Below are 25,172 nucleotides of genomic sequence, written 5' to 3'. Positions count from 1 at the left end.
ACGGATCAGCTCCTTAGCGAATGATAAAATCCATCTTTAAGCAGGCGTCAGCCGGAGTACGGTTCCCGCCGGAATATGCCATTCCAGCATCGCGCCGGACGTTTTTTCCTCGGTACCGCCGGCCTGCCGAACGGCGACGTCACCCGTCCACGGATTATGCATCCGAAGGGGGGCGCCGGCCTCGCTGGCGATCTCCACCCATTGCACGCAGCCCTTTTCGAAGGAAGCGCTTACGAGGAAGCCGCCGACGGCCCGCAGCGTAGCGAACGAAGCCGGCAGGTCCTTGGGCCAGTTGGGGAACAGCCGCAGGACGCCGTTGTAGCTCTGCAGCAGGCACTCGTTGATGACGGCCGGCAGCGCGAAGTTCTCGAACCAGATGCCCATCTGCCCCATATAATCGAACGGCGTCGTATCCGCATAGCGGCCCCCCGCCTCGAGCAGCTTGTCGGTGCACGTACCGTTCGGCAGCAGGCAGTAATCGATCTGCCGCTTGAACCGTTCGAGATCGAGCATGCCGAGGCGAGCGCCGGCCATCGCGTAAAACACCAAATCGTTGCCGCCCTCGTTGCGATGGTTGAGGTAGCTGTTCGCCGCGATCGCATAGTCGTCCGGCGGCGAATCCAGGCCGTGGTCCTCGCCGGGGAACACCGTGGCGACGCCGTTCGGCACGTTGTACACAACCTCCGGATCCTCGCCCGGTACCGAGACGAACACGGGACCCCGCTCCGATGTTGCGGTCGGATAGTCGGGGAAATGCGCCAGCACCTCTTCCACCTCCGCGAGCAGCTCCGCCTCCGCTTCCGTCCGCCCGAGCGCCGCGCAAGCTTGCCCGAATGCGCGGAACAAGAACTTCGTCAGCGTCAGGTCCACGATGCAGTCCCGGTTCAAACGAAAGCCAGGCGTCAGCTCGTACAGCTCCGGCGCGACGGTGGGATAAACGTGATAGCGGTCGTCGCCCCAAGCCTCGCCCCGCGCGTCCGGCCGTTTCATGTAATCGACCATAAACAATGCCGCGTCGCGGATCGGGCCAAAGGCGCGTGCAGCCAGAAAATCGAGATCCATCGTGTACAGGTAATGCCACCAAAGGCTTTGCACGGTCCATGGCGTCTCGCATATCTCCCAGCCCCAGTGCGGTACGGGATAAGGCATCATGCTCATCTCGACCGGGTAGGCGGAATGCGGATAGTACGCCCCGCGCAGGCCGTAATATTCGCGCGCCCACTTGCGGCTGACCGGACCGATCCGTTCGACCATGTCCACGTAGGCGAGATGCTTGTCGACGTGATTGCTGGAGAAGGACAGCCAGAACGGCTGCTGCGTGTTGTAGTTCATATGGTAGTCGCCGTGCCATTCGGAGCCGATCTTGCCGTAGCTCCAGTTGGCGAACAAACCCGGACAAGTGGCGTCCGGCGAGACGGCGCAGTTGAAAAAGTACAGATTGCGGTACCAGATCCGCTCGAGAAATGCGTCGCCGAGCGCCACGCCGGAGCGCGACCAGAAGCGCGACCAGCTGTCCGTCGCCCGCGCGAATGCGCTTGCAAACCCGGCTTCGCCGTCTTGTTGCGCGGCTTCCGGCTCCGGCACGTCGGCGTCAAGTCCCTCGTCGAGCGCGACGCGTACCTCGAACCTGTCCTTCGCAAGTGCCATATCCAGACGCCCTTCCCAAGAGCAGGCACCTGGCTGAAGCGCGGCAGCCGATACGATAGACGCAGTTAGCCGAAAGGCGCGATCCGTCGCCTGCCCGAAATCGTCCGCACCTTCGCCGATTTCGGCGGGCAGACGCTGGCGAAAGGCCAGCTGCCCCCGCTTTGCATCGATATAGGGCTTTGGAGCAGGCAGCTCCTTGGGCGTCTCGGGATCTGCGATCAGCTTGACACGGTTGAACACGGCCGGTACGGTGCCAGGGCCGTCGTCCGTCTTGACCGCCAGCCGAAGCGCATCCGAATCTTGCTCGACAAAGGCCAGAAGCTGCACCGATCGGCCGTCCGCGAGCAGATCGATCTCGCACATGCCGTCGTGAATGCGCAGCGTGTGGCCGAGCACCTCGACCCGCCGCCGGTCGAAGCCGAGCAGCAGCGAGCCGCAGGGCATCGGGCGCGGATAGGGCTTGGCGTAATTTTCGGCCGCCATCTCCACGTATTCGCGATACCACGGGTCCTCGGAGAGCGAGCCGTAATGCGCGGGAATTTCCTTGAGTCTTGCGAACAGGCGCTCGAAGGTGCCGATCTTTTCCTTGTTGTTTTCTGCGATGCGGATGTCCCACACGTTGTTATGTCCGAAGTGAATGACGATCGCGTCGGGCCGGGTCGTGACGACGGCGCCGAGCTTGCCGTTGCCGAGCAGCGCGCCTTCGAAGAAGGTGGCGGCCGGACGGTCGTAGCGGATGCCGTGGGCGGCTGCCCGTTCCATGACGTTCAAGCGGAGTCCTCCAAGGATAGAATGATGGTTTGCCGATGCAAATTCAGAAGCCCGCCTCCCCTCGAGTTCCTTATTCCGGGCATGACGAGCCAGGCCTTCCGGCTTTGCGGCCAGAAGGCCTGTGCTGCGCGTTCCTATGCGTCCTTATTCGTGCTTACTTTGCTGCCTTACTCGTGCTTACTTTGCGGCCTTGTCGTACGCTTGCTGCAGGATTTCCAGGTAGCGGTCCAGCTTCAGGTCCTTCAGGCCCTTCACATAGCTGTCCCAATCTTTGTTCAGGTCGAGGTTACCCGTGATGAATTGAAGCTCGCTGCGCTCGATGTAGTTCTTGAGGTTCGTTTGCAGGATGCTGGCTTCGTCGGTCAGCGCCGGATCGATCCACAGCGACCAGAGCGGGAACAGTTCCTTCGGCTCGTGGCCTTGATACTCGAGGGTCGCTTGATACAGTCTGCGCTCGTAGCCGGCCGAATCGTAGATATCCGTCGCCGAGACGAAGCTGTCGCGGTATTCCTTCGGTTGGTAGAAGTGAGCGACGCCGCTCCAGCCCGCATTGCGCGGCGCTTCGCCTTCGGTCGCAGGGATCGGCTTGAATTGCGCCTTGACGCTCTCGTCCAGCGCCACGTCGTCCGGACCCGGCTTCTCCCAGTCGATGCCTTCCATGCCGGAAGCGCCGTTCGTCTCGCCTTCCGGCGTGAACAGGTAATCGACCATTTTGATCAATGCGACTTGCGCTTCTTTGCTAGCCTTGTTCGTGATGACGAACTTGGCGCCCGGATCCACACCGCCGCCGTCATGCGTCGCAAACGAGCCGTTCGGGCCGGTCAGCGGCGGCAGCGCGTCGTAGTCTGCGGAGAAACGGTTGCCTTTATCGATGTTGACGAAGATGGCGGGGTGCATGCCTGCGCCGGCGCCGAGAATTTGCGCGTCGCCGTTCTCGCCGATCTTCTTGAACGCTTCGGCGTTTTGCGTGAACGCGCCCGGATCGATCAGCTTTTCGTCGTACAGCGACTTGATGTAGGCGAGGCCTTCCTTCCATTCCGGCGTGGTCGCCGCGGACACGACCTTGCCGTCCTTCAGGTTCAGGTAGTTTCGGTCGTCGTCATAGACGAAGCCGTTCATCAGGTAAGGCACGACGCGTACGCCGAAGTCTTCGATCGAACCGCTCAGCGGCACTTCGTCCTGCTTGCCGTTGCCGTTCGGATCCTTCGTCTTGAACGCTTCGAGCATCGCCTTGAACTCTTCCGTCGTCTTCGGCGGCTGGATGCCGAGCTGCTTCATCCACTTGGTGTTGACCCACATCTTGTTCGGATACGAGCAGTGGAAGCATTGCGTGTAGGATACGAGACCGTAAATGTTGCCGTCCGGCGCCGTAATGTACTGCTTGAGGTCGGGATGGGCTTCCATCGCCGCCTTGATGTTCGGGCCGTATTGGTCGATCAGGTCGTTCAGCGGGACGATGACGCCTTGCTTGCCGTACTTGAGCAGGTCCGCTTGCGAGAAATGATCGATATAAGAAGGCAGGATGTATGCGTCCGGATAGTCGCCGCTCGCGAGCGAGATCTGGCGTTTTTCCTTCGCGCCGTCGGACGGGTTCAACTGCCAGTCGAACTTGATGTTGAATTTATCTTCGATGAACTTGGAAAATTTGTTCGTCGTCAGGTCAATGCCGGACTCCTGGATCGAAAATACCTTGATCGGCACCGGTGCGGCCGAAGCCGACTCGCTTCCGGATGCGGATGCGGACGCGGATGAAGACGAGGCGCCGCCGGAGGAGGCGGACGAATTGTCGTTTTTGGCGCAGGCCGCAAGTGCCATGCTCAGGGCGATGACGATCGCCAGCAGACTTACGATTCTCTTTTTCAAGTGGGTCGCTCCCTTTTCTTGGATAGTTGCATGCAATGATTGCGGCAGCGTGCTACATACGCATCCCCCCTCTCACATTCGCCGCCGTCCTCCGTTATCCCTTCACGGAGCCGACCAGCATGCCCTGTACGAAATAGCGCTGCACGAACGGATAAATGACGAGCACGGGCAGCGTCGCAACAACGATAAGCGAATACTTGAGCAGCTCGGACAGCTGCTGCCGCTCGACCATTTTCATCGCGTCCATCATGCCGGAGCTGTTGTTCTGGATGATGATGCTCCGCAGCACGAGCTGCAGCGGGAACAAGTCGGCGGACTTCAGGTAGATCAGCGCGTCGAAGTAAGCATTCCACTGTCCGACGGCATACATGAGCACCAGCACGGCGAGGATCGGCTTGGAGAGCGGGATGACGACGCTGCGCATGAAGCGCAGGTCGCTGCAGCCGTCGATCTCGGCGGCCTCGGCCAGCTCATCGGGAATCGAAGCCTGGAAAAACGTGCGGGCGATGATGACCTGCCACACCCAGATCGCGTTCGGAATGAGCAGCGCCCACCGGGTATCGATCAGATGGAGCGACTTGACGACCATGTACGTAGGAATCAGGCCGCCGCTGAAAATCATCGTGAAGGTAACGATCATCATGATGGCGTTGCGTCCGAAAAACGTTTTGCGCGACAGCGGATAGGCGATCATCACCGTCAGCGCGACGCTGATCAGCGTGCCCGCAGCCGTATAGAAGATCGAGTTGCCGTAACCGGTCAGGATGGCGGGCGTTTTGAACAGCGTCTCGAAGCCTTTGAAGGAAATGTCTACCGGCCACAGGAACACCCGTCCGGACGTGACGGCGGCGGGGCTGCTGATCGAGCTGCTGAGAATGTAAATGAGCGGGTAAAGGACGGCGATCAGGACAATCGTGAGGATCGTATAGACGATGGCCATGAACAGACGGTCGCCCGCCGATTCGCGGATCGCCGTACGTTTCGTTGCGGCTTGTGCTTGCATGCGCGAATCTCCTTTCTACCAGATGCTGCTATTTGTCAGACGCTTGGCGATGCCGTTGACCAGGAGCAGCAGCACCAGATTGATGAATGAATTGAAAAGGCCGACCGCGGTGGCGAAGCTGTAGTTGGCGTTCAGCAGGCCGATGCTGTAAACGTAGGTTGCGATAATTTCCGAAGTCGACTGGTTCAGCGGATTTTGAAGCAGGTACACTTTTTCGAAACCGATCGCCATTACGTTGCCGACATTCAGGATCAGAATGACGACGATCGTGGGCAGGATGCCCGGCAGGTCGACGTGGACGATCTTCTGGAACCGGGACGCGCCGTCCACCTTGGCAGCCTCGTACAGCGTCGGATCGATGCCTGCCAGCGCCGCCAGGTAGATGACCGCCGAGTAGCCGGCCGTCTGCCAGATGTCGGACCAGACGTAGATCGAGCGGAACATGCCGGGCTCGCCCAGGAAGTTGATCGAGTCTAAGCCCATATGGTTAAGGGCGACATTGGCGAATCCGAGCCTCGGCGCAAGGAATAGCATGATGATCGACACCATGACGACCGTTGAGATAAAGTAAGGCGCGAATGTTACGAGCTGCACGATGCGCTTGAAGCGGCCGCTGCGGATCTCGTTCAGCATCAGCGCGAGCAGGATCGGAATCGGGAAGCCCGCCAGCAGCAGGTAGCCGCTCAGCAGGATCGTATTGCGGATCAGATCCCAGAAGATCGGGTTATCAAAAAACAGCTTGAAGTTCCGCATGCCCACCCAGGGACTGCCCCAGATTCCCTTGATGACGTTGTAATCTTTGAAGGCGAGCACGGCGTTCGCCATCGGGTAGTACTTAAAGATCAAAAAGAACAAAAGCGGCGGCAAGACGACCAGGTACAGCTGCCAATGTTTCTTGAAGCTTTTCCTCGCTTCCAGCGTCCGGCTCCTTTTCGTCCGCTTGCGGATCGGCTGCGGCTGCGCGTTGCCTTCCCATGCGATTTTTCCATCCATCGTCGACGATCCCCTCCTATCGTTCCCTAGCGCCGATTTTTCTTGGCAGCGCTTTCTACAGGTCCGATGATAGCGCATCCAATTCGCCGTTCGGAAGGTACAAATCGGTATTTCGGCGTACCAAAAACCCGATTCGGAGGAGCCGATTCGTCTTAGAACGGCCCATTTTCCCTGATCTGACGCCGGTACTGGCTATAGGGAGTACGGTACGGTCGGCCGGGAGCGCGAACGCGGCGGAAACCGTCACGATGGCGGAATTCACCCCGATTCGAACCAATCCGGTCCCCCGGTACATTTTCTCCTCGCACGCTACGCACAGCACAAAAAACCGCCAGAGGAGTCCCCTGACGGTCACATTTAGTAAAGCAAAATTAATCGAACGACTGTCTGTAAGCGCTCGGCGACACGCCCGACACCCGCTTGAACGCCCGGCGGAACGAATGCGAGCTGTTGTAGCCGACCTTGTACGCGATCTCGTCGATCGTAGAGCCCCGGTCCCGCAGCAGCTCGGCCGCATGATCCATGCGGATTTTCTCCAGATAGTCGGACAGGTTCGTCCCGGTGACATCCTTGAACAGCTGCGAAATGTATTTCTCCGGCCGCTCCACTTGCTCGGCGACCTTATAAAGCGTCAGCTCGGCGTCGGAATACTTCTCCGCGATGTATTTCTTGATTTCCTCCACCGTCTTGTGATGCAAATCGTTTTTCTTCGCGGCCACGACGCCGCACAGCGTATCGGTAATTTGTCCGATCTCGTCGCGGACCGCCTCGAGCGAATCCGTCTCCTGGATGGCGAGCGTCCGGTTTTTGACCGATTCGAACGGCTCGGCGGATTGGAACGCCTTCTGATCGAGCACCTTGAGCAGCGTTCCTTTTAATTCGCCGATCAGCTGTCGCTTCATATCCGGCGAGAGCTCCCGGCTCTCGGCATTGCGCGCGAGCAGCTCCTCCACCATCCGGCGCGCCTCTTCCCGTTCGCCCGCCCGGATCGTGCCGATGAGCCGCAGTTCCGTCTCCAGCGGATAATAATAGGTCGCGCTCTCCGTCCGGATATCGCGATGCCGAAGAATGTCCTTGCGGACGGCGTAATCGGCGTATTCGAGCGTCTCCCGCGCCTGTTCGCACGAGCGGCTGACCTCCAGCGCCGTCCCGAAGCTTTCGCCGATCGCGGCGGTAACGGATATTTTGTACTCGTCGAACAACCGAGCGGCGAGCGGCCGCAGCAGGCTCTCGATCTCGCGCTCCCCCGCTTCCTCCGGCTGCTCGGGCAAGTAACCGAACAATGCGGCCACCCGGTCCGAGCCCATATCCGTCATCTGCAAGTCGGGGAACAGCTCGCGCAGGTTTTGCTTGACGAGCAACCGCGCGGCGTTCAATTCGTTCAAGATCTCTACCGTGTCCAGCCCGGCGTAGCCTTCGACGCGCAAGATGCCGACGGCGCCCGATGCAAACCCGAATCTAAGGCCGGCTTGGTCAGCCGCGGCCTCTGCCTCGTCGCGCGTCTGGAATTCGCCGGCGAGCAGCCGCTTCAGATAAGCGTCCTGTACGAGCGGGAGCTGCCGGTCGAGCTCGCTTTGCAGCCATTTGTTGTTGGTCAGCATGTTGGCGACGTTGCCGTGCAGAAAATCGTAGGCGTTGCCGAGCGGCGGCTGGTCCTTGGCGAATTGGTCGCGGAATACGCCGAGCAGACGGTTGATCGGCGCGCTGTTCCGGTAAGACAATACGATGCCTGCCAGCAATCCGACGACCAGCGCGACCGCCGTTACCGTCCAGGTGATAAATTTAATATGATTTGCGTTTTCCATAAGCACGGCCTTGGGAATGCCCGCGCGGTACGTCCATCCCGTCTTGTCCGACTGAATGGCGATGACCAGATCGTCGCCGTAAAACTGGCTTTGCCTGTCAGCGCGCAAACCGTCCGTTCCGTTCAGCCGGGAGATTTCCTGTTCCTCGATGCCTTGACGGCTTATCGTCTTGCCCTCGCGATCGCTGATGTACGTCCAGCCGCCGTACCGGTCCTTCAGTCCCGTCATCAGGCTCTGAATCGTCTTCTCATCGATGATGACGACGACGGTAGCCGGAGAGACCTCGTTAAAGCTGTCAAGTGGAAGCGATTGCATATAAGAAATGACCGACGTCTGCCCGTCGCCGTCCTCGAACGGGCTGAGCGGCAGAATCTCCCGGCTGTGAGGCTTGTTCAATATCGTATTGCGCCAGTCGTCGAGCGTCATATTGCGATAATGCGCGGTCTCGTAATAATGCTCGGGACGGAAATAGGCGGAGCCCGGCGTCAGAACGACGTTATAGTTGCGCAGATATATGTAGTAGTTCCGCAAGAAATCGTTGGTCTGGCCGAAAACCATGACGCTTCGCAGCACGTTCCAGATGCTGTAAAGATTGACGTCGCCGTCGCTCTTTTTCTCGTTCATCAGCACGAACAGATCCTGATTCAGCGCCAGCTGCCGGGTGAACCCCTCGACCTCGGCCATTCTGCGCTCGAGCAGCTGCTGCGCGTTCTGCAGCTGGGTGACGCCGTTCTCGATCGAGATCGACTGCGTGACCTCGATCGAGGTCCGGTAGGACATATAACCCGCGATGCTGGGCAGGATCAGGATGACGAGATAGGAGAGCAGAAAGTTCCGGTAAATCCTCGAATGCTTCGGCAACGTCCGACCCCCCTTTTTCTAGTAGCACCATTATACACGAAAGACAACTACCGGTCCGCCGAAATAAGCGGCCCCGTAGTTGCCATAGCATCGTGTCCTATAATTCTCTTGGCTGTGCCTGCTAAGTCAAAAGCTCGGCGTCCAGGAGGATCGCTTCGCCGGCCTGCAGGTTCAAACGAATCTCGCGGTTCCCGTACCGCAGCGCAGCCTGCAGCGCAGACCCTGCCCGGATCGTCGCGCTCGTCAGCGCGCCGTCCGACCAGGCGAGATCGACCTCCGCGTTGCCCCTGGCCCGGAGCCCCCGGATGCTGCCGGTATGCCAGCTCGCCGGGAGCGCGGGCAGCAGATCGATGGCGCCGCCGTGACTCTGCATCAGCATCTCCGCAAAAGCGGCCGTACCGCCGAAGTTGCCGTCCGCGACGAAGATATTGCTCTCCGCACCCGCGATCCCCGCCTTGGAGTAGGTCAGCAGATTGTCGAAGCAGAGCCGTCCGACCAGATAGGACAGCTGGCGCAGCGCCAATTCTCCTTCGCCGAGTCTCGCGAAGCCGCCTGCGAACAGCGCGAGCGTAAACTCCACGTCCTCGAGCTCGGCGGCGTCCATCCGGTTCGTGAGCGTACGCTTCGCCGCTTCGGCGAGCTCCGGCGTGCAGCGCGGGCTCACCTGGGCGCCCGGGAAAAGCGCGTGCAGGTGCGAAACGTGCCTGTGGTCCGGCTGCGCCTCGCCGTAGTCCTCCAGCCATTCCTGCAGCTGGCCGCCTGCGCCGATCAGCAGCGGAGGCAGCAGGCGCAAGGCCTCGCGAAGCCGGGCTTGAAGGTCAGCGTCCGTTCCCAGCCGTTCGGCGGAGGCCAGACAAAACGCGAACAGATCGCGCACGAGCACCTGATCCAGCGTCGCGCCCATCGACAGCGCGTAGCTGCGCTCACGATCCCCTCCTGCATAGAAGCTGTTCTCCGGCGAATTGGAGGGCCCGGTCACTAGCCAGCCCTTCTCGGGATGAACGCTCATATAGTCCAGGAAGAAAAGCGCCGCGTCCTTGAGCACCGGATAAGCGCTCTGACGCAGAAATTCGTCGTCGAGTCCGTATTCATAATGGACGCGCATCTGCTCCGCGAGCCACAGTCCGCCCGTCACGTTCAGCCCCCACGAATAATGCCAGCCCGGCGCGGTGAAGCCCCAAGCGTTGGAAAACACGTGCGCGACCCATCCCGGCGCGCCGTAGAAGTCGCGGGCCGTTCGGCGTCCCGCGTCGGCCAGCCGCTCCACGTAGCGCAGCAGCGGCAAATGGCACTCGGCCAGGTTCGCCGCCTCCGTCGGGAAGTAGTTCATCTCGGTATTAATATCGAGATGATAATCGCAGCTCCATGCCATGCGGTTGGCCTCGCCGTCGTTCCAGATGCCCTGCAGATGAAGCGGCAGCGTCGAGTCCTCGCGCGAGCCGGCGATCGTCAGATAGCGCCCGTATTGGAAAAACAACGCGAACAGGCCGGGGTCTTCCGCGCCTTCGCGCAAACGGCTCATCCGCTCGTCGGTCGGCAGAAGCCTGCCCTCCTGGCTGCCGCCGAGGGAAGCCTCTACGCGGCCGAACAGCCCGCGATAATCGGCGATATGATCCTCTCGCACCTTCGCATACCCCTTGGCACTGGCCCGCCCGACAGCGGACGCGGCTTCGGTGCGCCAGTCCTCGCCTTCCCTGCCGTAATCCGTGCTGGCGGCGACGTAAATCCACGCTTCGTCGGCCCCCTCGACCACCAGTCGTCCGCCGCGCGCCGTTATTTGCCCGCCGCGCGCGACGACTTGAACGCGCCCTTCGGCCCGCACGCCGCATTGGCCGTCGCTGTGCATCGTCTCCGTCGCCCGGCCGGCGAAGGACAAGACGCCCGTTGCCGGGTCCGCTGTGCATGTAAAGCGCTCCGTACGGCCCTCGAGCGCCAGCGTGAAGGATACGCCGCCCGGCGTGGCGCTCGTCAGACTGCCTGCGATTACGCCGTCCGGGTGGCTCGCCAGCGCTTCGCGGCGGATGGCCGTCCGATCCTCGCATAAGAACCCGTATATCGCTGTCTCCAGGTCGAGCTCTCGCGTCACGCCCCCGCCGCAAGCGTCGGGGAATTCCACAATCAGATCGCACATCGGCATATTCGTGCCGAAGTTCCCTTTTTCCGATTGCAGCAGCGCCGCGGCCCGCTCCTCTCCGGCGGCATAGTCCCCGTTCCAGAAATGACTTCTGAGCGCTTCAAGATCGGCCTTGTCCCGCGGCGCGAACGGCGCCTCCTCCGGCTTGCCCGACCAATAAGTCACCTCGGTCAGGCTCCAGATCTCGCGCGCCGCATCTCCGTAAAGAACGGCGCCCATTTTTCCGTTGCCGAGCGGCAGCCCCTGCTTCCAGCCGTCCGCGCCCTTGTCGTACCACAGCTTCGTATCGCTCATCGTCCGTTCACCCTTCGCGTTTCTATCGCTTCTGCCTATGTTCTCATTGCGATTTCATTTGTTTGATCGTCCGCATAATGACGCGAACGCTTTCCTTATCGTCATCGATATCGTACCATGAGAAGAGCCTTTCGTATTTGTTAGCGCATCCACTAATTTGACGATTCATCCGGTCATTTTCTTTTTCCGTAGGAGGTTTCGAGATGAAAAGGCTGTCCGAAATGACGCCTTACCTTGGCGATCTGATGCCTTACGTCTACGACGGCAGCGCAAATGAAGGGCTTCGGGTATGCAGCGTGTATGCGATGCATCTGTTCCCGGAGGGGGGCGGGGCAATGGAGATCGAGGGCGTCCGGCATCCGCTCGACAAGCGTGCGCTCGTATTTCTGCGGCCCGGCCAGCCGCATGCGTTCCATATTTCGCCGGATCGGCCGCTCTCTTCGTTCAATTTGTATTTTGACCTGTGGGATGCCAAGGACCCGGTTTCGCTGAATCGTATTTTTATCTACGCGCCCGAACCCTTCCGGTTGGGCGCCGTCTCCGTCGACTGTCCGTGCGCCGAGCTGGACGCCCTTCCCGGCGTATCGTCGCTCCAGGACAACCCGCAGCTCTACGAGGAGCTGCTGCGGATCGTCAGCGTATACGAACAATCCCGCTACTATCGCAGCGAGATTCTGAACAGCATGATATACGCTTGGATGCTGAATTGGTACAACGCGCGCCATACGCGGCGGCCGAGCGATTACCGGATCGTGAAGCTGCTGGAGCGTCTCGAACGGGATCCGGGCCGGCGCGAGAGCGTCGGCGAATGGTGGGAGATGTGCGGACTTAGCCGCACGTATTTTCACGAGCTCTTCCTGCGGGAAACGGGGGTCACGCCAAAAGCCTATCAGCATCGCCTGCGGATGCGGAGAGCGGCGATTCTGCTGCGGGAGAGCGACCTTACGATCACCGCCGTCGCGGACAAGCTCGGCTATCCGTCGATTCATCCGTTTACGCGACACTTCGGCGCCTACTTCGGCGTCAGTCCGATGCAGTACCGCCGTCGCCCGGCGAACCCGACAGGCGTGCCGCCCGCCGATCCGTCGCCCGGTCTCTAAGCGCGCGAACGACGTCCGCATCCGCCGAGCGCCAGCCGATCGGACCGTGATACACCCTTCCCTTGCGCTCGCCGTGAAAATCCGATCCGCCTGTCGCGATGACGCCGTATCGCTGCGCCATTGCCGCATAGCGGCGCTCGTCTTCGGCCGTATGGTCGGAATGATACGCCTCGATGCCGTCCGCGACGCCTTCCCGCAGCAACGCTTCGACGGCATCGTCCGCGCCGTACAGCCCGGGATGGGCGACGACGGCGGCGCCGCCTGCCTCGTGAATCCAGGCAATCGCTTCGGCCGGCGCGATGCGCGGCGGCAGAACGTATGCCGGCTTGCCCTCGGCCAAGTAGCGGTCGAACGCCTCCTGCAGCGAGTCCACCGCCCCGATCCGGACCAGCGCTTCGGCGATGTGCGGCCTGCCGACTGTCTCGTCCGGGCCTCTGTCCCGTCCCGCCGCGTCCAGCACCGTCTCCCAGGTAAGGCGCACGCCGAGCTCGTTAAGCCTCGCGACGATCAGCTCGTTGCGCGAATCGCGCACGCGGCGCTGGGAAGCGAGCCGCGAGAGAAATACCGGATCGCGATCGTTCGAAAAGTAGCCTAAAATGTGAATGTCCTGTCCGTCCTGCGCGGTGCTGATCTCGACGCCAGGCACGACCTCGATGCCGTAGGTCTCCGCCGCTTGCCTGGCCTCGTCCAGCCCGGCCACCGTATCGTGATCGGTGATGCCGATAGCCGAGAGGCCGGCCTCAGCCGCCATGCGGACGTTTTCAGCTGGCTTGTGAAGACCGTCCGATGCGGTCGTATGCGTATGCAGGTCCGCTTTCTTCAAGCTTGAATCCCCCTTAAGTAATCTAGCAGCGATGCGCCTGCGATCGGCAGGTCCGACGATTGCTGGCGGACCGCGTAAAATTGCCGACGAAACGAAACGCCCCGGATCTTCACCGGCGCGAGCAGCGAGAGCGCAGCCTCGTGCCGGATCGTCCATACCGATACGAAGGACAGCCCCAGTCCGGCCTCCACGGCCGACTTCACGGCGCCCGTGCTCCCAAAGTCGCTCACGACCCGCAGATCGGAAGGATACGCGCCCTGCCTAAGCAGCTCCTCCTCCATGACCTGCCGCGTCCCCGACCCCGTTTCCCGCAGCACCATCGGCTCCTTCAGCACTTCTTCCAGCTCGACCTCGCTGCGCGAAGCGAATGGGTGACCTGCCGGCACGACAAGCACAAGCTCGTCGTTCATGACCGGTTCGGCGATCAGCCCCGGCCCTTCCGCCCGCCCTTCGACCAGGCCGAAGGCAAGACCGTGGTTCTCGATCTCCTCGATAATCTCCGTCGTGTTGATGATGCGCATGCTCAGCGACAGATCCGGATATTGCCTCAGAAAAGGCGCGAGCAGCCTCGGCAGCACGTATTCGCCGATCGTCAGGCTGGCGGCGAACTTGAGCCGGCCCTTGAGCTGTTCGGCATGCGCGGCCATAACCGCGTCCGTCTCCCGCATCAGCTCCATCGCCTTGCGCGCTTGGGGCAGCAGGGCGCGGCCGGCATCGGTCATCTCCAGCTTCTTGGCGGACCTGCGGAACAGCTTGGTCCCGAACCGCTCCTCGAGCGCCTGAATCTGCATCGTCACCGCAGGCTGCGTCATGTGCAGCGTCTGGGCGGCGGCGGAAAAGCTCCCCCTTTCCGCCACTGCGTAAAAGGTGTGGAGTTGATGCACGTTCAACGCCATAATTGTCAAATTCCCGCCTTCCGAACATTTGAATGCATTATAACATAATCGGCCGCGGCGATCTTGCTCCCTTATGCCGCTGGCTTCTTCCGCGAAAAAAATACGTGAAAAAAAGCGTCAGGGAAGATCTCGAATTTCCCTGGCGATCCTTTTAGGATTCCTGCGAATCTAAGACAACCGCCAGGTGAAGATCGCCCTGACGGTTCAGTTCTTTTAAGTTTGGCGGATATTCGAAACCGGGGTCGCGCGGAATGCCTGACGATGGCCCGTTCGACAGCCTCTTAGACAGCCTCACCAACGGGCCGCGTATCGTCACCCGCTTCGTTCTTTCGCCGCAATGCCTTCAAATATACATCTATTTGGGCCGATGTCGCCCCGTTAAAGCAGGATAGATGCAAAAGCGCAGTTATTTTCCTTCGTCAGCCCGATTTCCGGCTTGCGCTTTGCATTTACCTACACATTTGCAGGCATTTCTTCAAGAGTCGCGCTTCGGCAGAAAATACATGTACAAATGCAGGTTTTTTAACCACCAAATTTTTGAAAGCTCCGTCACGCTTCATCGATTCGCGAATGGCAGCCCAAAATTATAAGTTCTGCCTTTCAAAAAAAAGCATGCCTCTCGGCATGCCTTAATATGAATAGGTTTAGCGACGTTTACGGTTGTTCTTAATCAGCGTCATGCGACGCGAATGCCGAAGCCAGGAATAATACGTCTTCAAATCCCGCAGCTCCATCGTCTCCGACATTCTGCCGAGAAAGGTAACGACGATCATTTTGTGGAGCGGATTGCCGATCAGGTCGACTTCCTTCTCAGAGACGGCGAACTCCGCCACGAACACGAGGTCGTCGTCGATCGTGTAGACGTCCTCTTCGTTGCGATAGTAAGACACGACGCGTCCTTCTTTCAGACACTGCCATAAAAACTCGGCGATATCGGAAAAGCCCGTCTTTTCGGATTCGACGCGGTCGGTCCAGCGAACGCGAGCATGATTCGTAATGATGATATCCGCGACTTTTTTATCCCCAAGCTCAACGAAAAAAGGCTCGTAGGTGCTCCACCGCTCCGTTTGCTTGTCTTTCACGGGACTTCCCTCCCTCGCTCGCATGAGCCAAAAGGCCTATTAAGGGTTTGAGATGTTAGGCATATATATACATTCTATCGCAATTATTCCCGTACATTCAACATTAAAAAAAATAGATTCCATACTTTACATTTTTTTAATATTCCTGTCCCTTCGCGGCCTATAAAAAAAGAGCGCCGCCCGGTCGCCGGCGCGGCGCTCCAATCGCTTGTATCTCGCTCAGAGCCCGTAAAACCGGGTCTTGTCCGGCACATTGCTCTCATACTCGGTCTTGATCTCGCCCCGGTAGGAGCGCTCGATCTTGCGGACGTACGGCAGCCGCTGCAGATTGCGTACCGTATCCTCCGAGGATTCCGCGTCCATGTAGAGGACGGCGTAATTCATCTTGCGGGACATATAATGCAGGCTGCCGTACTTGTCCAGCGCTCGTGCCGCCTTCCAGTCGCTGAACCATACGATGTAGCCGATCCTTTCGGCGAACATGACGCTCCTCCGTTCTGCAAGCCGGCCGAAGCCGGCCTCGTATTATCCGCAGCCGCCGCTGCCGCAGGAACAGCTGCCGCCGCTGCCGCAGCTCGAAGCCTTGGGGTTCGGATCGTTATCCGGCACCTTGATCGTCTCGGACACCGAATGCGCGATCAGCAGCGAAACTTCGTGAAGCAGCAGGTCGACCGCGCGTTCCGCTTCCTTGAACCGGCGGACCTCCTCGATCTCCTCGAGCTTCGCCTCGGCCACGTAAACTTCATCCAGCGCCTCGTTGTAATTGGGGTGGAAATGGCCGAACCGCTCGCACTCGCTGAACTTGTCCTTGGCCTTGAGAAACTCGCGGATGCGAAGCTGGGCTTCGCCGCTGCGCTCTACGGAGCGCTTCCAGTATACGTAATCCTCCGTCAACGCGGAGTGCTTTATCAGATCCCCCAGCTCGAAGGCGCGTGCCGCGATCGCCGTAAGGTCGGCCGCGGGATCCGGCGAATATTCGACGGACGCCTCCGCCGCAGGGAGGGATTTAACCATGGTCAAGACTTAACCACCTGCCCTTATGCGCTTGGGATACATCCTCTATCATATCACATATTCGCAGCGAGGGGTCAAGTGATCGACCGGGTCGTATCGGCGCGCTCTGCTTCCGGAAGCGATATCATGAGCGGGCCGATCTCTCCGGCTTCGAGAACGATCGGGTTCCCGGCCGGCACGGGTCTGCCGCTGCCGGCCTCCCGGACAAACGGTCTGCCCCAGACGCGCCAGCTGCCTTGCTCGCAAAGCACAACCCGCTCCGGCGCGAAGTCGATCCACGCGTCAGCCTTGCTTAGCCGCAACCCGGTACGCCAGCCGATCGCCCGCTCCACGAGCTCTTTGCGCGTCGAGGCATGATAGGCTGCCGGCTGCCGCAGCCAGCCGGCAGGGACGCCTTCCGCGCCGGGATAGAGCCTGCGCGAGAGCATCGGCGGCCTCGCGTCCCAGACGCGGGCTTGTTCGGCTGCGCCCGCACGGTCGGCCTCGTCGGCACCTGCGAAGAAATCGTCGTCGAGCGGCTTGCCGGCGCTCTTGTCACGGCCTTTGTCTCCGCCGGCATCCGACTGCTCGACTGACGGCTCCCGCGGCGTTTCCGATGACGGCGTGCCCTCGGAAGGCGACGCTTGCTGCGCCTCCCGGACCGCAGGCGCCTTGCGGAACCAATCGCGCAGCGCAATGTCCACGGGGCCCGGAAGCGGCGCGCCGGAGCCGCGTTCAAGCAAGGATCGCGCCTGCTCGAGGCTTGTTCCATGCGCATGCGCCCGGCGGCAAGCTTCCGCATCGATCCGATAGACGGCGACGACGTCCTCGGACAGGCGGCGCGCCAGCAGCTCGAGCTCCCAGCGGGCGCCGGGCGGCACCTCCGGAGGCAGGATCGCCTCGAGATCGGGCATGAGCTCGTAGCGGTCGTAGCGGTCGTAGTGGTCGGAGTGATAATCGTAGCCTTCGTTGTCGTCCGCCGTCACCTTCAGCCGAGCAAGGTCCGGCTCGATGATCCATCGCAAGGCGGCGCCTTCCGCCCCGCTCCCCGTCTCCATCCAGCCGGCGGCTCGCAAGAACCGGATCCAGTCCTTCATAGCGCCGGCGGCCTCGGCCGTCGGCAGCGCCTGCGCGACATCTGCTGCCAGGTACCAGCGCATCGGCGCCAGATCGCGCAGAGACTCCGCAGCCAGCCACGCGCCGGGCTTATCCGCCGCGAGCAGGCAATCCGCGGCGCATTCGAGAAGGCGCAGCTCCGCTTCCGCGGCAGGCAGCGCCAGCCACGCCTTCGCAGCTTCGTCCGGCTCCGCCGCGATCGACTGTCCGCGCCGCCTAAGCATCCCGATCGCGCGCCCCAGACGGAGCGCGAGGACAGCCGATGCGGTTAGCGCCTCCCATGCCGGGGGCACGGCCTGCGGCGGAATGTCATCGGGCGCGAAGCGCATGGCGGACGCCGCTTTGGCCGCATCCTGCTTGCGCGGCGCTCCCTTGGCCGTGAGCGGCAGGCCGGACCTCCGGATCGCCGACCATGCGGTAATCAGCTCGTGGGACAGCGGCGAAGCCGCGGCATCGCAGCCGTCCATCCACGCCTCCTCGGGCAGCGGTTCGATTTGCAGGGGGAGCAGCAGCCTGCGCCACGCGGCGCACATATCCGCGGGCACGACCAGCAGCCGGTCTCCCCAAGGCCGGTCCATCGCGAAAACAATGCCGTCGCGCCGAAGCAGCTGAACGGCGAGCCGCAGCTCGGCTCCCGTCCAGCCGAACGGCGGCCTGCCGCCTTCCGGCGCAAGCTTCTCCTCCGTGAACGGCGCTGGACCGAAGCGCTTGACGATCAGCGCAAGCGTATCACGCGCGAGCGCCGGCGCCGCCTTAGCCCACTCGGCGGCGCGCAACGGATCCGCCAGCACCTCCTGCAGCCCCCTCCCGCTCGCCAGTCTGCCGGCCGTCCAAGGGCCCTCGCGCAGCCAGGCGAGGGCGGCTTCCGGCAGTTCGCCGACGATTTCCCGCGTATTCATCGCGCGCCTTCCTTGTCCGGCGTCTTCGGCGCCTCCTCGCCGTCCGCCCAGCGCCGCACCTCGTAGCGGTAGCCCTGCTGGACCAGAAACTGCTGCCTGCGGCGCGCGTATTCGACTTCGTCCGTGTGCTCGCTCACGAGCGAATAGAACGAGGCCGCTCCCCCGTTCTCCTTGGGCCGCAGTATGCGCCCGAGACGCTGGGCCTCCTCCTGCCGCGACCCGAAGCTGCCGGAGATCTGAACCGCGACGGCGGCGTCCGGCAGGTCGACCGCGAAGTTCGCCACCTTTGACAGCGCCAGCGCGCGCAGCTCGCCACGGTTGAAGCGGTCGAACAGGTCCTGCCGTTCCCGGTGCGGCATGTCGCCCGTCACGAGCGGCAGCTCAAGCTCCCGGGACATGCTGCGGAGCTGATCGAGATATTGTCCGATGACGAGCGCCTGTTCGCCCTCGTGACGAGCCAGCAGCGCGCGGACGACCTCGGCCTTGCGCGGATTCTCGCCCGCGATCCGGCTGCGCGCGCGGGCGGTGGCGTCCGCATACCGCTCTGCGCAGGCTGCGCCCATCGGTACGCGCACCTCGCTGCAGGAGGCTTCGGCGATCCAGCCCGCCTCCTCCAGGCTTTTCCACGGCGCCTCGTACGCCTTAGGCCCGACAAGCGCGAATACGTCGCCCTCGCGACCGTCTTCGCGCACGAGCGTCGCGGTCAGCCCGAGCCGGCGCGTCGCCTGCAGCTCCGCGGTCAAGCGAAAGACGGGCGCCGGCAGCAGGTGGACCTCGTCGTAAATGATAAGTCCCCAGTTGCGGTCTTGAAACAACCGCCAATGCGCGTTGCTGCCGCCCCCGCCGCGGCTGGTCAGCACCTGGTAGGTGGCGACCGTTATGGGACGCACTTCCTTGCGTTCCCCCGTATACACCCCGATTTGTTCGTCGCCGAGCGTCGTCGCGCGCCGCAGCTCGCGGGTCCACTGAGTGACCGACACCGTGTTGGGCGTCAAAATCAGCGTCTCGCAGGCGAGTCGCGCGACCGCGCCGATGCCCACCCACGTCTTGCCGGCGCCGCAGGGCAGCACGACCACGCCGCTGCCGCCGGCCATAGCCGCTACGGCATCGTCGGAAGCTGCCGCAACGGACGCGGCTTCGCCCTCCTTGCCAAGCAGCGCATCGACGGCCGCTTGCTGATAGTCCCGCAAGGCGGGTGCCGCGCCGCTGCGGCGCAGCGTCATCGGCAGCGGCTCGCCGCTCCTGTAGCCGGCTTCGTCGATGACCGGGTAGCCGGCCAGCGTCAGCTCGCGTTTGAGCCAGCCTCTGGCGTCGGGACGAACGACCGCATAGCTGCCGTCTGCCGACAGATCGAGCCAGCCGGATACCGCCTTGAGCGATGAGACGGCGGCAAGCAGCGCGGGCGCCTGCGCCCGCAGGCGGAGCTCTCCCTCCTGCACGCCGAGCCGCAGCTGCCCGTATCTGGCGAACTGCGCCGCGATATCGCGCTCCAGCGCGGCCGGCACGCCGTATCTGGACAACGTGCGCAGGCTGCCCAGGGCGCGCGCGGCCGTCCAGCCGGAAGCCGCCGCGTTCCACACGGTGACGGGCGTGATGCGGTACGTGTGCAGATGGCCGGGACGCTTCTGAAGCTCCGCGATCGCGCGCAGCAGCGTTTGCGCTTCGCCGAAGCCCGGCAGCCGTTCGTCCAGCAGCAGCGTGCCGTCCGATTGCGCGATGATCGGCGCGGCGGACGTGCGTGACAGCTTCATAAGGCGATCGCCTCCTTTTTATACCAAGGATGCCCCGAACCCGGCGTTTATAAGCAGCGTTTCTCCCTTGAACCCCCTTCCCGACAACAAAAAACAAGCCGCCCCTTCGCGCTTAGCGCGAAAAGAGCAGCTCGTTTGTCCTTACCGAAAGGCGTCTTGCTCCCTCAACGTTACGCCTCAGACGTGTCCGCCGCCGCATCGTCCGCCACTGCGATCAGCAGCTTGATCGCGTGCCGTATCGCGCGCTCGTCGATATCGAAGCCCGGGTGGTGGTGCGGCGCGGACGAACCGTCAGCACGGCCTGCGCCGACGAAAAAAAAGCAGCCCGGCCGCTCCTGCAAATAATAGGAAAAATCTTCGCCCGCCATGATTCGTTCGCACTCGCGAACCTCGCCTTCATCGTGCGCCTCCGCGGCGACGCGCAGGACGCGCGCCGCTTCATGCGGATCGTTGACGACCGGCGGGTAGCCTTCGTAAAATTCGAACGTATAATCGACGCCGTGCTGCCCGCAGGCGTGGCGGATGATATCGTCCATCCGGCTGCGCACGAGCTCGCGGACGCGCGGATCGAAGCTTCGCACGGTGCCGCTCAGCTTGCAGTTGTCCGCGATAACGTTCCGCGCCGTGCCGGCGCGAAACTGCCCGATCGACAGCACCGCCGCCTCCAGCGGATCGAGGCTGCGCGAGACGACGGTCTGCAGGGCGACGACCAGATGGGCGCCCGCGACCAGCGCGTCTCTAGCCTCGTGCGGCAGGCCGCCGTGGCCGCCCCGGCCCCGGATCTCAATCTCGAACTCGTCGGGCTCGGCCATCAGAGGACCCGGCCGGGTTGCGATCGTGCCGACGGGCAGCGGCGTCCACAGATGGATGCCGTATATGAAATCCACCCCGTCCAGCGCGCCGTCCGCGATCATGCCGACCGCGCCGCCGGGGAGCACCTCTTCGGCCGGCTGGAACAAGAATACGCGCGTCCCTGCCGTGGATTGCCGGTTGTCCGCATAATATTTGGCTGCCGCCAGCAGCTGCGCAGTATGTCCGTCGTGTCCGCAGGCGTGCATGACGCCCGGGACGGTGGACGCATACGCGACGTCCTTGGCGTCCTGAATGGGCAACGCGTCGATGTCGGCGCGCAGGGCGACGGTTCTGCCGGGCAGCGCCCCTTCCAGCTTCGCGATGACGCCCGTACCGGACGCTCCGCGCCTGACGTCGAGCCCCCAGGATTCCAGCAAATCGGCAATCATCGCAGCGGTATTCGTTTCCTTGAAGGACAGCTCGGGGTGCTTGTGCAAGTGCCTGCGCCATTCGACGGCTTGCCCATGAAGCGACTGCAATTGTTGTTCATCGATGCCCACAGCGTCCGTCTCCTCTCCATGGCTCTTCATTGTTTTCTATTGTAACAGATCGCGCCCCGATCCGACACGCCGCCGGCTCCGCCCGACGCTTGCGGAAGGGCGGAAGAACGCTTGCAGAAGGTGTCCAAACCGTCTATGATGGAGGGTGGAACGAAGCCTTGCCGCATTTTTCAAAGGAGGAACTTGGGATGTTAATTGAAAATACCGGATTGAACGGGACGCAAGTCGATCTGGCCACGCTGGACGAGTCGGCCGAGAAAGTGGGCTTCATCCGCTGGCAGTGGGAATATACGCGCGCTACATACGATCTGAAGCTTACCGACGCAGGCACGAACAGCGACTACTTCCTGCGCTTCAGCACGCGCGCCGTCGAAGGCAGGCTGGAGAATCCGGACGCGATCCTGGCGATCGAAGCGGTCTATATCGGACGCGCTACGTTCCCGCACGGCATGGAGTACGAATCGCCGGTGCCTCAGCCCATCCTCAACACCGCCACCTTGCGCCTGAACGAGCTCAGACAGCTGCTCGCTTGACCTTCCGGAGCGACAGATGAAGACCTCCGAAGGCTCGCGGGGCGCACCCGACTTTCTGCTGATGATATTGACGCTGGCGCTGGTCGGTTTCGGTCTGGTCATGGTTTTCAGCGCGAGCTCCAGCATGGCGGGGGCAACGGTGAAGTTCGGCAACGACGCGTTGTACTTCACCAAGCGCCAGTTCGCTTGGGCGGGACTCGGTACGTTTCTGATGCTCGTCATTATGAACGTGCCGTACGCCAAGTTCAAAAAGCTTTTTCTGCCGCTTATGCTGTTCACGATCGTGCTGCTCATTATGGTGCCGTTTTTCTCGGCCATCAACGGCGCGAGCAGTTGGATCCGCTTCGCGGGCCTCGGCATCCAGCCCACGGAGCTGGCCAAGCTCGCCGTGATCCTGTACCTGGCAGCGATCATCACGAAAAAGCAGGAAAAGTTCCGCGAGTTCAAGCGGGGCTTGCTTCCCGTCATGATCGTTGTGGGCTTTATCGTCGGATTGATCATTTTGCAGCCCGACTTCGGATCGAGCGTCATCCTGATGCTCACAGCGGCGATCATCATCATTGCGGGCGGCGCCAATCTGAAGCAAGTGCTGTTGTCCGCCGCCGTCCTCGGCGGCCTGGCCGCGCTCGTGCTCAGCATCTACTTTCTCGCTTCCGGCCATGACGGCGGTTATCGGATGGAACGAATCACCGCTTACCGCGACCCGTTCTCGGATCCGCAAGGCAACGGTTTGCAGCTGCTTCGTTCGCTCGAGGCGTTCGGTCACGGCGGCTTCTGGGGTGCCGGCCTGGGCAACAGCGTGCAGAAGCTGTTTTATTTGCCCGAAGCTTACAACGACTTCATTTTTTCGGTCATCGCGGAAGAACTCGGCTTTTTCGGCGTGACGCTGTTTTTAGTTTTTTACATGCTGTTCCTCTGGCGTGCGCTGATCGTCTCGCTTCGCTGCCCCGACATTTACGGTACGCTCGTCGGCGTCGGCCTCGTGTCGCTTATCGGCATTCAGGCGCTTATCAACATGGGCGGCGTCAGCAATGCGATTCCGATGACGGGGGTCACGCTCCCTTTTATCAGCTACGGGGGCTCCTCGCTATTGTCGCTGATGATCGGGATGGGCATCCTGCTCAGCATTTCCAGAGAATACAACCGGGTAGGCGTTCAGCGCCCGGAACCTCGCAAAAAAAGCGCGTCGCTGCACGTATGAGCAGCAATGCGCTTTTTTTGTTGCCTTTATGTATGGCGCCGCGTTCACTTGACCCGAACGGTGAGCGCTTCTTCCTGTTCGGCGCCGGCTTCGTCCTTGAAGGCGACCCCTTCGACCTTGACGTTCACTTCGACGACGCGCAGGCCCGTCATATTCTCCACGGCTTCGCGTACGTTCTCTTGAAGGCGGCGTCCGACTTCCTGGATCGGGCTGCCGTACAGCACGACGATGCGCAGATCGATGGCGGCCTCGAGTTGACCGACTTCGACGGATACGCCCTTCTGGGCGTTTTTGCCGCTCAGACGCTTGGCCAGGCCCTCGGACATCCCGCCGGACATTGCAGCGACGCCGGGCGTCTCCAGCGCGGCCAGGCCGGCGATCGTCGCGACGACGTCGTCGGAGATTCGTATGAGGCCTTCTTGCAGTTGTTCGCTCATCCGCGGACCACGCTCCCGTTAAGATATTGACTACATTGTAATGGAAGATGAGGGCTCGCGCAACCAATTGGGTATTGTACAAGTAGGTCCGCATTGGATATATTAAGAAATGCCGGTCCGATACATATTTCCCGACGCGAGGTGTCCCCATTTGAAAAAGCTGTTTTTCCCGCTCTTGGCCGTCTTTTTCGTGCTAAGCGCCATTGCGCATTACGCGCACATGAATACCGTGTTCCAGTTTGTCGTATCGGCGATCGCGGTTGTATTCGTCGCCGGCTTCCTCGGCAAATCGACGGAAGCCGTCTCCCATTATGCGGGGCAGCGGCTCGGCGGCTTCCTGAACGCCACCTTCGGCAACGCGGCGGAGCTCATTATCGCCATCTTCCTCGTTAAGGAAGGCTTGTTCGAAATGGTAAAGGCAAGCCTCACCGGCTCCATTATCGGCAACCTGCTGCTCGTTCTCGGCGCCAGCGCGTTCGCAGGCGGGCTCAAGTTCAAGGAGCAAAAGTTCAATGTCCATCTGGCGGGCCAGAACGCTTCGCTCATGCTTCTTGCCGTAATCGCGCTGTTCGTGCCGGCAATCTTCGTTAAAACGGAGCATATCGGCGGCACGGACGCCTTCAGGATGAGCGAGATCGTAGCCGGCCTGCTCATCGTCGCCTATATCGGATGGCTGGTTTATTCGATGATCACGCATAAGAGCTTCCTGGAGGACCATGCAGACACGCAGGCCGCTCATGGCGAAGTCCCTACCTGGTCCAAGGGACGCTCCATCCTGTTCCTCGTCGTCGCGACCGTCATGGTCGCCTTCGTCAGCGAATGGCTGGTCGGCACGCTCCATACGTTCACCGCCGACTACGGCATGTCCGAGCTGTTCGTAGGCGCGTTTATCGTGGCCATCATCGGCAACGCAGCCGAGCACAGCGCGGCGATCATGCTCGCGATGAAAAACAAGATGGGCGCTGCCGTCGAGATCGCGGTAGGCAGCAGTCTCCAGATCGCCCTGTTCGTCGCTCCGGTCCTCGTCTTCGTCAGCCTGCTGTTCACGGAGCAGATGGATCTGATCTTCACCACCGTCGAGATCGCGGCGATCGCCGTGGCGGCGCTGATCACGACCTCGGTATCGCGCGACGGCTCCACGACCTGGTACGAAGGCAAGCTGCTGCTCCTCGTCTATATCATGCTCGGCGTCGCTTTTTACTTTATCTAGACAAAAAAAGAAAGACCCTTTCTCTCGGCTGCGGGCCAAAAGAAAGGGTCTTTTTGCGAAAACATTCAGGCGTCGAGCTCGGCCTTCTGCGCCAACGCTTCGTATAACAGCGCCAGGTTGCGCTCCAATTGGCTGATCAGTTGCTTGCCTTCCGCTTCTTCTACGAGACCTGCCCGCACCGCAAAATCGACCGCCCGAGAAAAGCCGTACATCTGAGTGTCCAGCACTTCTTCATAAAGCGGGCATTTGCGGGTCGCCAGGTTCTCCATCTGGATGGCGATCAGTTTCTCGATCTTGCCGGCGTCGTCCTGCAGGAGGCGAAGCGCCTTCTCGTTCAGATTCAACATGACATCCGATGAAGCCATTCCCACTCCCCCTGTGCCAATCATGCCGATTCAAGTACAAACG

General features: G+C 61.4%; 20 protein-coding genes. 4 read left to right on the top strand and 16 right to left on the bottom strand.

What is annotated here, in order from left to right; translation table 11 throughout:
• Nucleotides 1-36 precede the first annotated feature (36 nt).
• From ACFSR7_RS27625 to ACFSR7_RS27600, 6 genes are all read right to left on the bottom strand, one after another.
• Nucleotides 37-2,409: a glycosyl hydrolase family 95 catalytic domain-containing protein gene (locus tag ACFSR7_RS27625; protein ID WP_378168170.1), complete on the bottom strand. Its 2,373-nt coding sequence runs from the start codon at nt 2,407-2,409 to the stop codon at nt 37-39.
• A 186-nt stretch (nt 2,410-2,595) separates the two neighbouring features.
• Complete coding sequence (locus tag ACFSR7_RS27620; protein WP_378167236.1) at nt 2,596-4,281, bottom strand: extracellular solute-binding protein; 1,686 nt, start codon at nt 4,279-4,281, stop codon at nt 2,596-2,598.
• A 94-nt stretch (nt 4,282-4,375) separates the two neighbouring features.
• Nucleotides 4,376-5,284: a carbohydrate ABC transporter permease gene (locus ACFSR7_RS27615; protein WP_378167234.1), complete on the bottom strand. Its 909-nt coding sequence runs from the start codon at nt 5,282-5,284 to the stop codon at nt 4,376-4,378.
• Between the two features lie 15 nt (nt 5,285-5,299).
• Nucleotides 5,300-6,277: an ABC transporter permease gene (locus ACFSR7_RS27610; protein WP_378167233.1), complete on the bottom strand. Its 978-nt coding sequence runs from the start codon at nt 6,275-6,277 to the stop codon at nt 5,300-5,302.
• 371 nt (nt 6,278-6,648) lie between these two features.
• Complete coding sequence (locus tag ACFSR7_RS27605; protein WP_378167232.1) at nt 6,649-8,943, bottom strand: helix-turn-helix domain-containing protein; 2,295 nt, start codon at nt 8,941-8,943, stop codon at nt 6,649-6,651.
• A gap of 121 nt (nt 8,944-9,064) precedes the next feature.
• Nucleotides 9,065-11,371 carry a glycoside hydrolase family 95 protein gene (locus tag ACFSR7_RS27600; protein WP_378167230.1) on the bottom strand — a complete coding sequence of 769 codons (2,307 nt, stop codon included), beginning with the start codon at nt 11,369-11,371 and terminating at the stop codon, nt 9,065-9,067.
• Nucleotides 11,372-11,574: 203 nt separating this feature from the next.
• On the opposite strand from ACFSR7_RS27600, the gene ACFSR7_RS27595 reads away from it, so the two are divergent.
• A complete protein-coding gene (locus tag ACFSR7_RS27595; protein ID WP_378167228.1) occupies nt 11,575-12,471 on the top strand; it encodes a helix-turn-helix transcriptional regulator in 897 nt (298 codons plus the stop codon).
• Here the strand turns inward: ACFSR7_RS27595 and ACFSR7_RS27590 are convergent.
• The 8 genes from ACFSR7_RS27590 to ACFSR7_RS27555 all read right to left on the bottom strand — a co-directional run bounded on the left by ACFSR7_RS27590 (nt 12,395) and on the right by ACFSR7_RS27555 (nt 21,413).
• Nucleotides 12,395-13,294, bottom strand: coding sequence for a PHP domain-containing protein (locus ACFSR7_RS27590; protein WP_378167226.1), 900 nt, complete (start codon nt 13,292-13,294; stop codon nt 12,395-12,397). The two genes, ACFSR7_RS27595 and ACFSR7_RS27590, sit on opposite strands and share 77 nt — an antisense overlap.
• The gene (locus ACFSR7_RS27585) at nt 13,291-14,190 is read right to left on the bottom strand and encodes a LysR substrate-binding domain-containing protein (RefSeq protein WP_378168168.1); all 900 of its coding nucleotides are present in this window, start codon (nt 14,188-14,190) and stop codon (nt 13,291-13,293) included. Before ACFSR7_RS27585 ends, ACFSR7_RS27590 begins: the two co-directional genes overlap by 4 nt.
• Before the next feature lie 644 nt (nt 14,191-14,834).
• A complete protein-coding gene (locus ACFSR7_RS27580; protein WP_090115387.1) occupies nt 14,835-15,272 on the bottom strand; it encodes a hypothetical protein in 438 nt (145 codons plus the stop codon).
• Nucleotides 15,273-15,491: 219 nt separating this feature from the next.
• On the bottom strand, nt 15,492-15,755 hold the full coding sequence (locus ACFSR7_RS27575) for a YlbG family protein (protein WP_378115257.1): 264 nt from the start codon (nt 15,753-15,755) through the stop codon (nt 15,492-15,494).
• A 42-nt stretch (nt 15,756-15,797) separates the two neighbouring features.
• Nucleotides 15,798-16,286: a YlbF/YmcA family competence regulator gene (locus ACFSR7_RS27570; RefSeq protein ID WP_378168166.1), complete on the bottom strand. Its 489-nt coding sequence runs from the start codon at nt 16,284-16,286 to the stop codon at nt 15,798-15,800.
• Between the two features lie 74 nt (nt 16,287-16,360).
• The gene (locus ACFSR7_RS27565; RefSeq protein WP_378167224.1) at nt 16,361-18,280 is read right to left on the bottom strand and encodes a helicase-associated domain-containing protein; all 1,920 of its coding nucleotides are present in this window, start codon (nt 18,278-18,280) and stop codon (nt 16,361-16,363) included.
• Nucleotides 18,277-20,031, bottom strand: a complete 1,755-nt coding sequence (locus tag ACFSR7_RS27560; protein ID WP_378167222.1) for a DNA repair helicase XPB — start codon at nt 20,029-20,031, stop codon at nt 18,277-18,279. The genes ACFSR7_RS27565 and ACFSR7_RS27560 overlap by 4 nt, the downstream gene beginning before the upstream one ends.
• A 170-nt stretch (nt 20,032-20,201) precedes the next feature.
• On the bottom strand, nt 20,202-21,413 hold the full coding sequence (locus tag ACFSR7_RS27555; protein WP_378167220.1) for a M20 metallopeptidase family protein: 1,212 nt from the start codon (nt 21,411-21,413) through the stop codon (nt 20,202-20,204).
• A gap of 158 nt (nt 21,414-21,571) precedes the next feature.
• Between ACFSR7_RS27555 and ACFSR7_RS27550 the strand changes: the two genes are divergently transcribed.
• Nucleotides 21,572-21,916 carry a YugN family protein gene (locus ACFSR7_RS27550; protein WP_090115382.1) on the top strand — a complete coding sequence of 115 codons (345 nt, stop codon included), beginning with the start codon at nt 21,572-21,574 and terminating at the stop codon, nt 21,914-21,916.
• A gap of 16 nt (nt 21,917-21,932) precedes the next feature.
• A complete protein-coding gene (gene ftsW / locus ACFSR7_RS27545) occupies nt 21,933-23,117 on the top strand; it encodes a putative lipid II flippase FtsW (RefSeq protein ID WP_378167218.1) in 1,185 nt (394 codons plus the stop codon).
• A gap of 44 nt (nt 23,118-23,161) precedes the next feature.
• On the opposite strand, the gene ACFSR7_RS27540 is transcribed toward ftsW, so the two are convergent.
• Nucleotides 23,162-23,554, bottom strand: coding sequence for an Asp23/Gls24 family envelope stress response protein (locus ACFSR7_RS27540; RefSeq protein WP_378115266.1), 393 nt, complete (start codon nt 23,552-23,554; stop codon nt 23,162-23,164).
• A gap of 151 nt (nt 23,555-23,705) precedes the next feature.
• On the opposite strand from ACFSR7_RS27540, the gene cax reads away from it, so the two are divergent.
• Nucleotides 23,706-24,764, top strand: a complete 1,059-nt coding sequence (gene cax, locus ACFSR7_RS27535) for a calcium/proton exchanger (RefSeq protein WP_378167216.1) — start codon at nt 23,706-23,708, stop codon at nt 24,762-24,764.
• A 65-nt stretch (nt 24,765-24,829) separates the two neighbouring features.
• Here cax and ACFSR7_RS27530 read toward each other — a convergent pair whose 3' ends face one another.
• Nucleotides 24,830-25,129, bottom strand: coding sequence for an Fpa/YlaN family protein (locus tag ACFSR7_RS27530; protein ID WP_378167214.1), 300 nt, complete (start codon nt 25,127-25,129; stop codon nt 24,830-24,832).
• Nucleotides 25,130-25,172: the final 43 nt, after the last annotated feature.

Origin of the sequence: Cohnella sp. GCM10020058 (genome assembly GCF_042683485.1) — a bacterium.
Classification (GTDB): Bacteria; Bacillota; Bacilli; order Paenibacillales; family Paenibacillaceae; genus Cohnella.
Note: the sequence above shows the minus strand (reverse complement) of the source record. Positions and strands in the feature narration are given on the sequence as shown.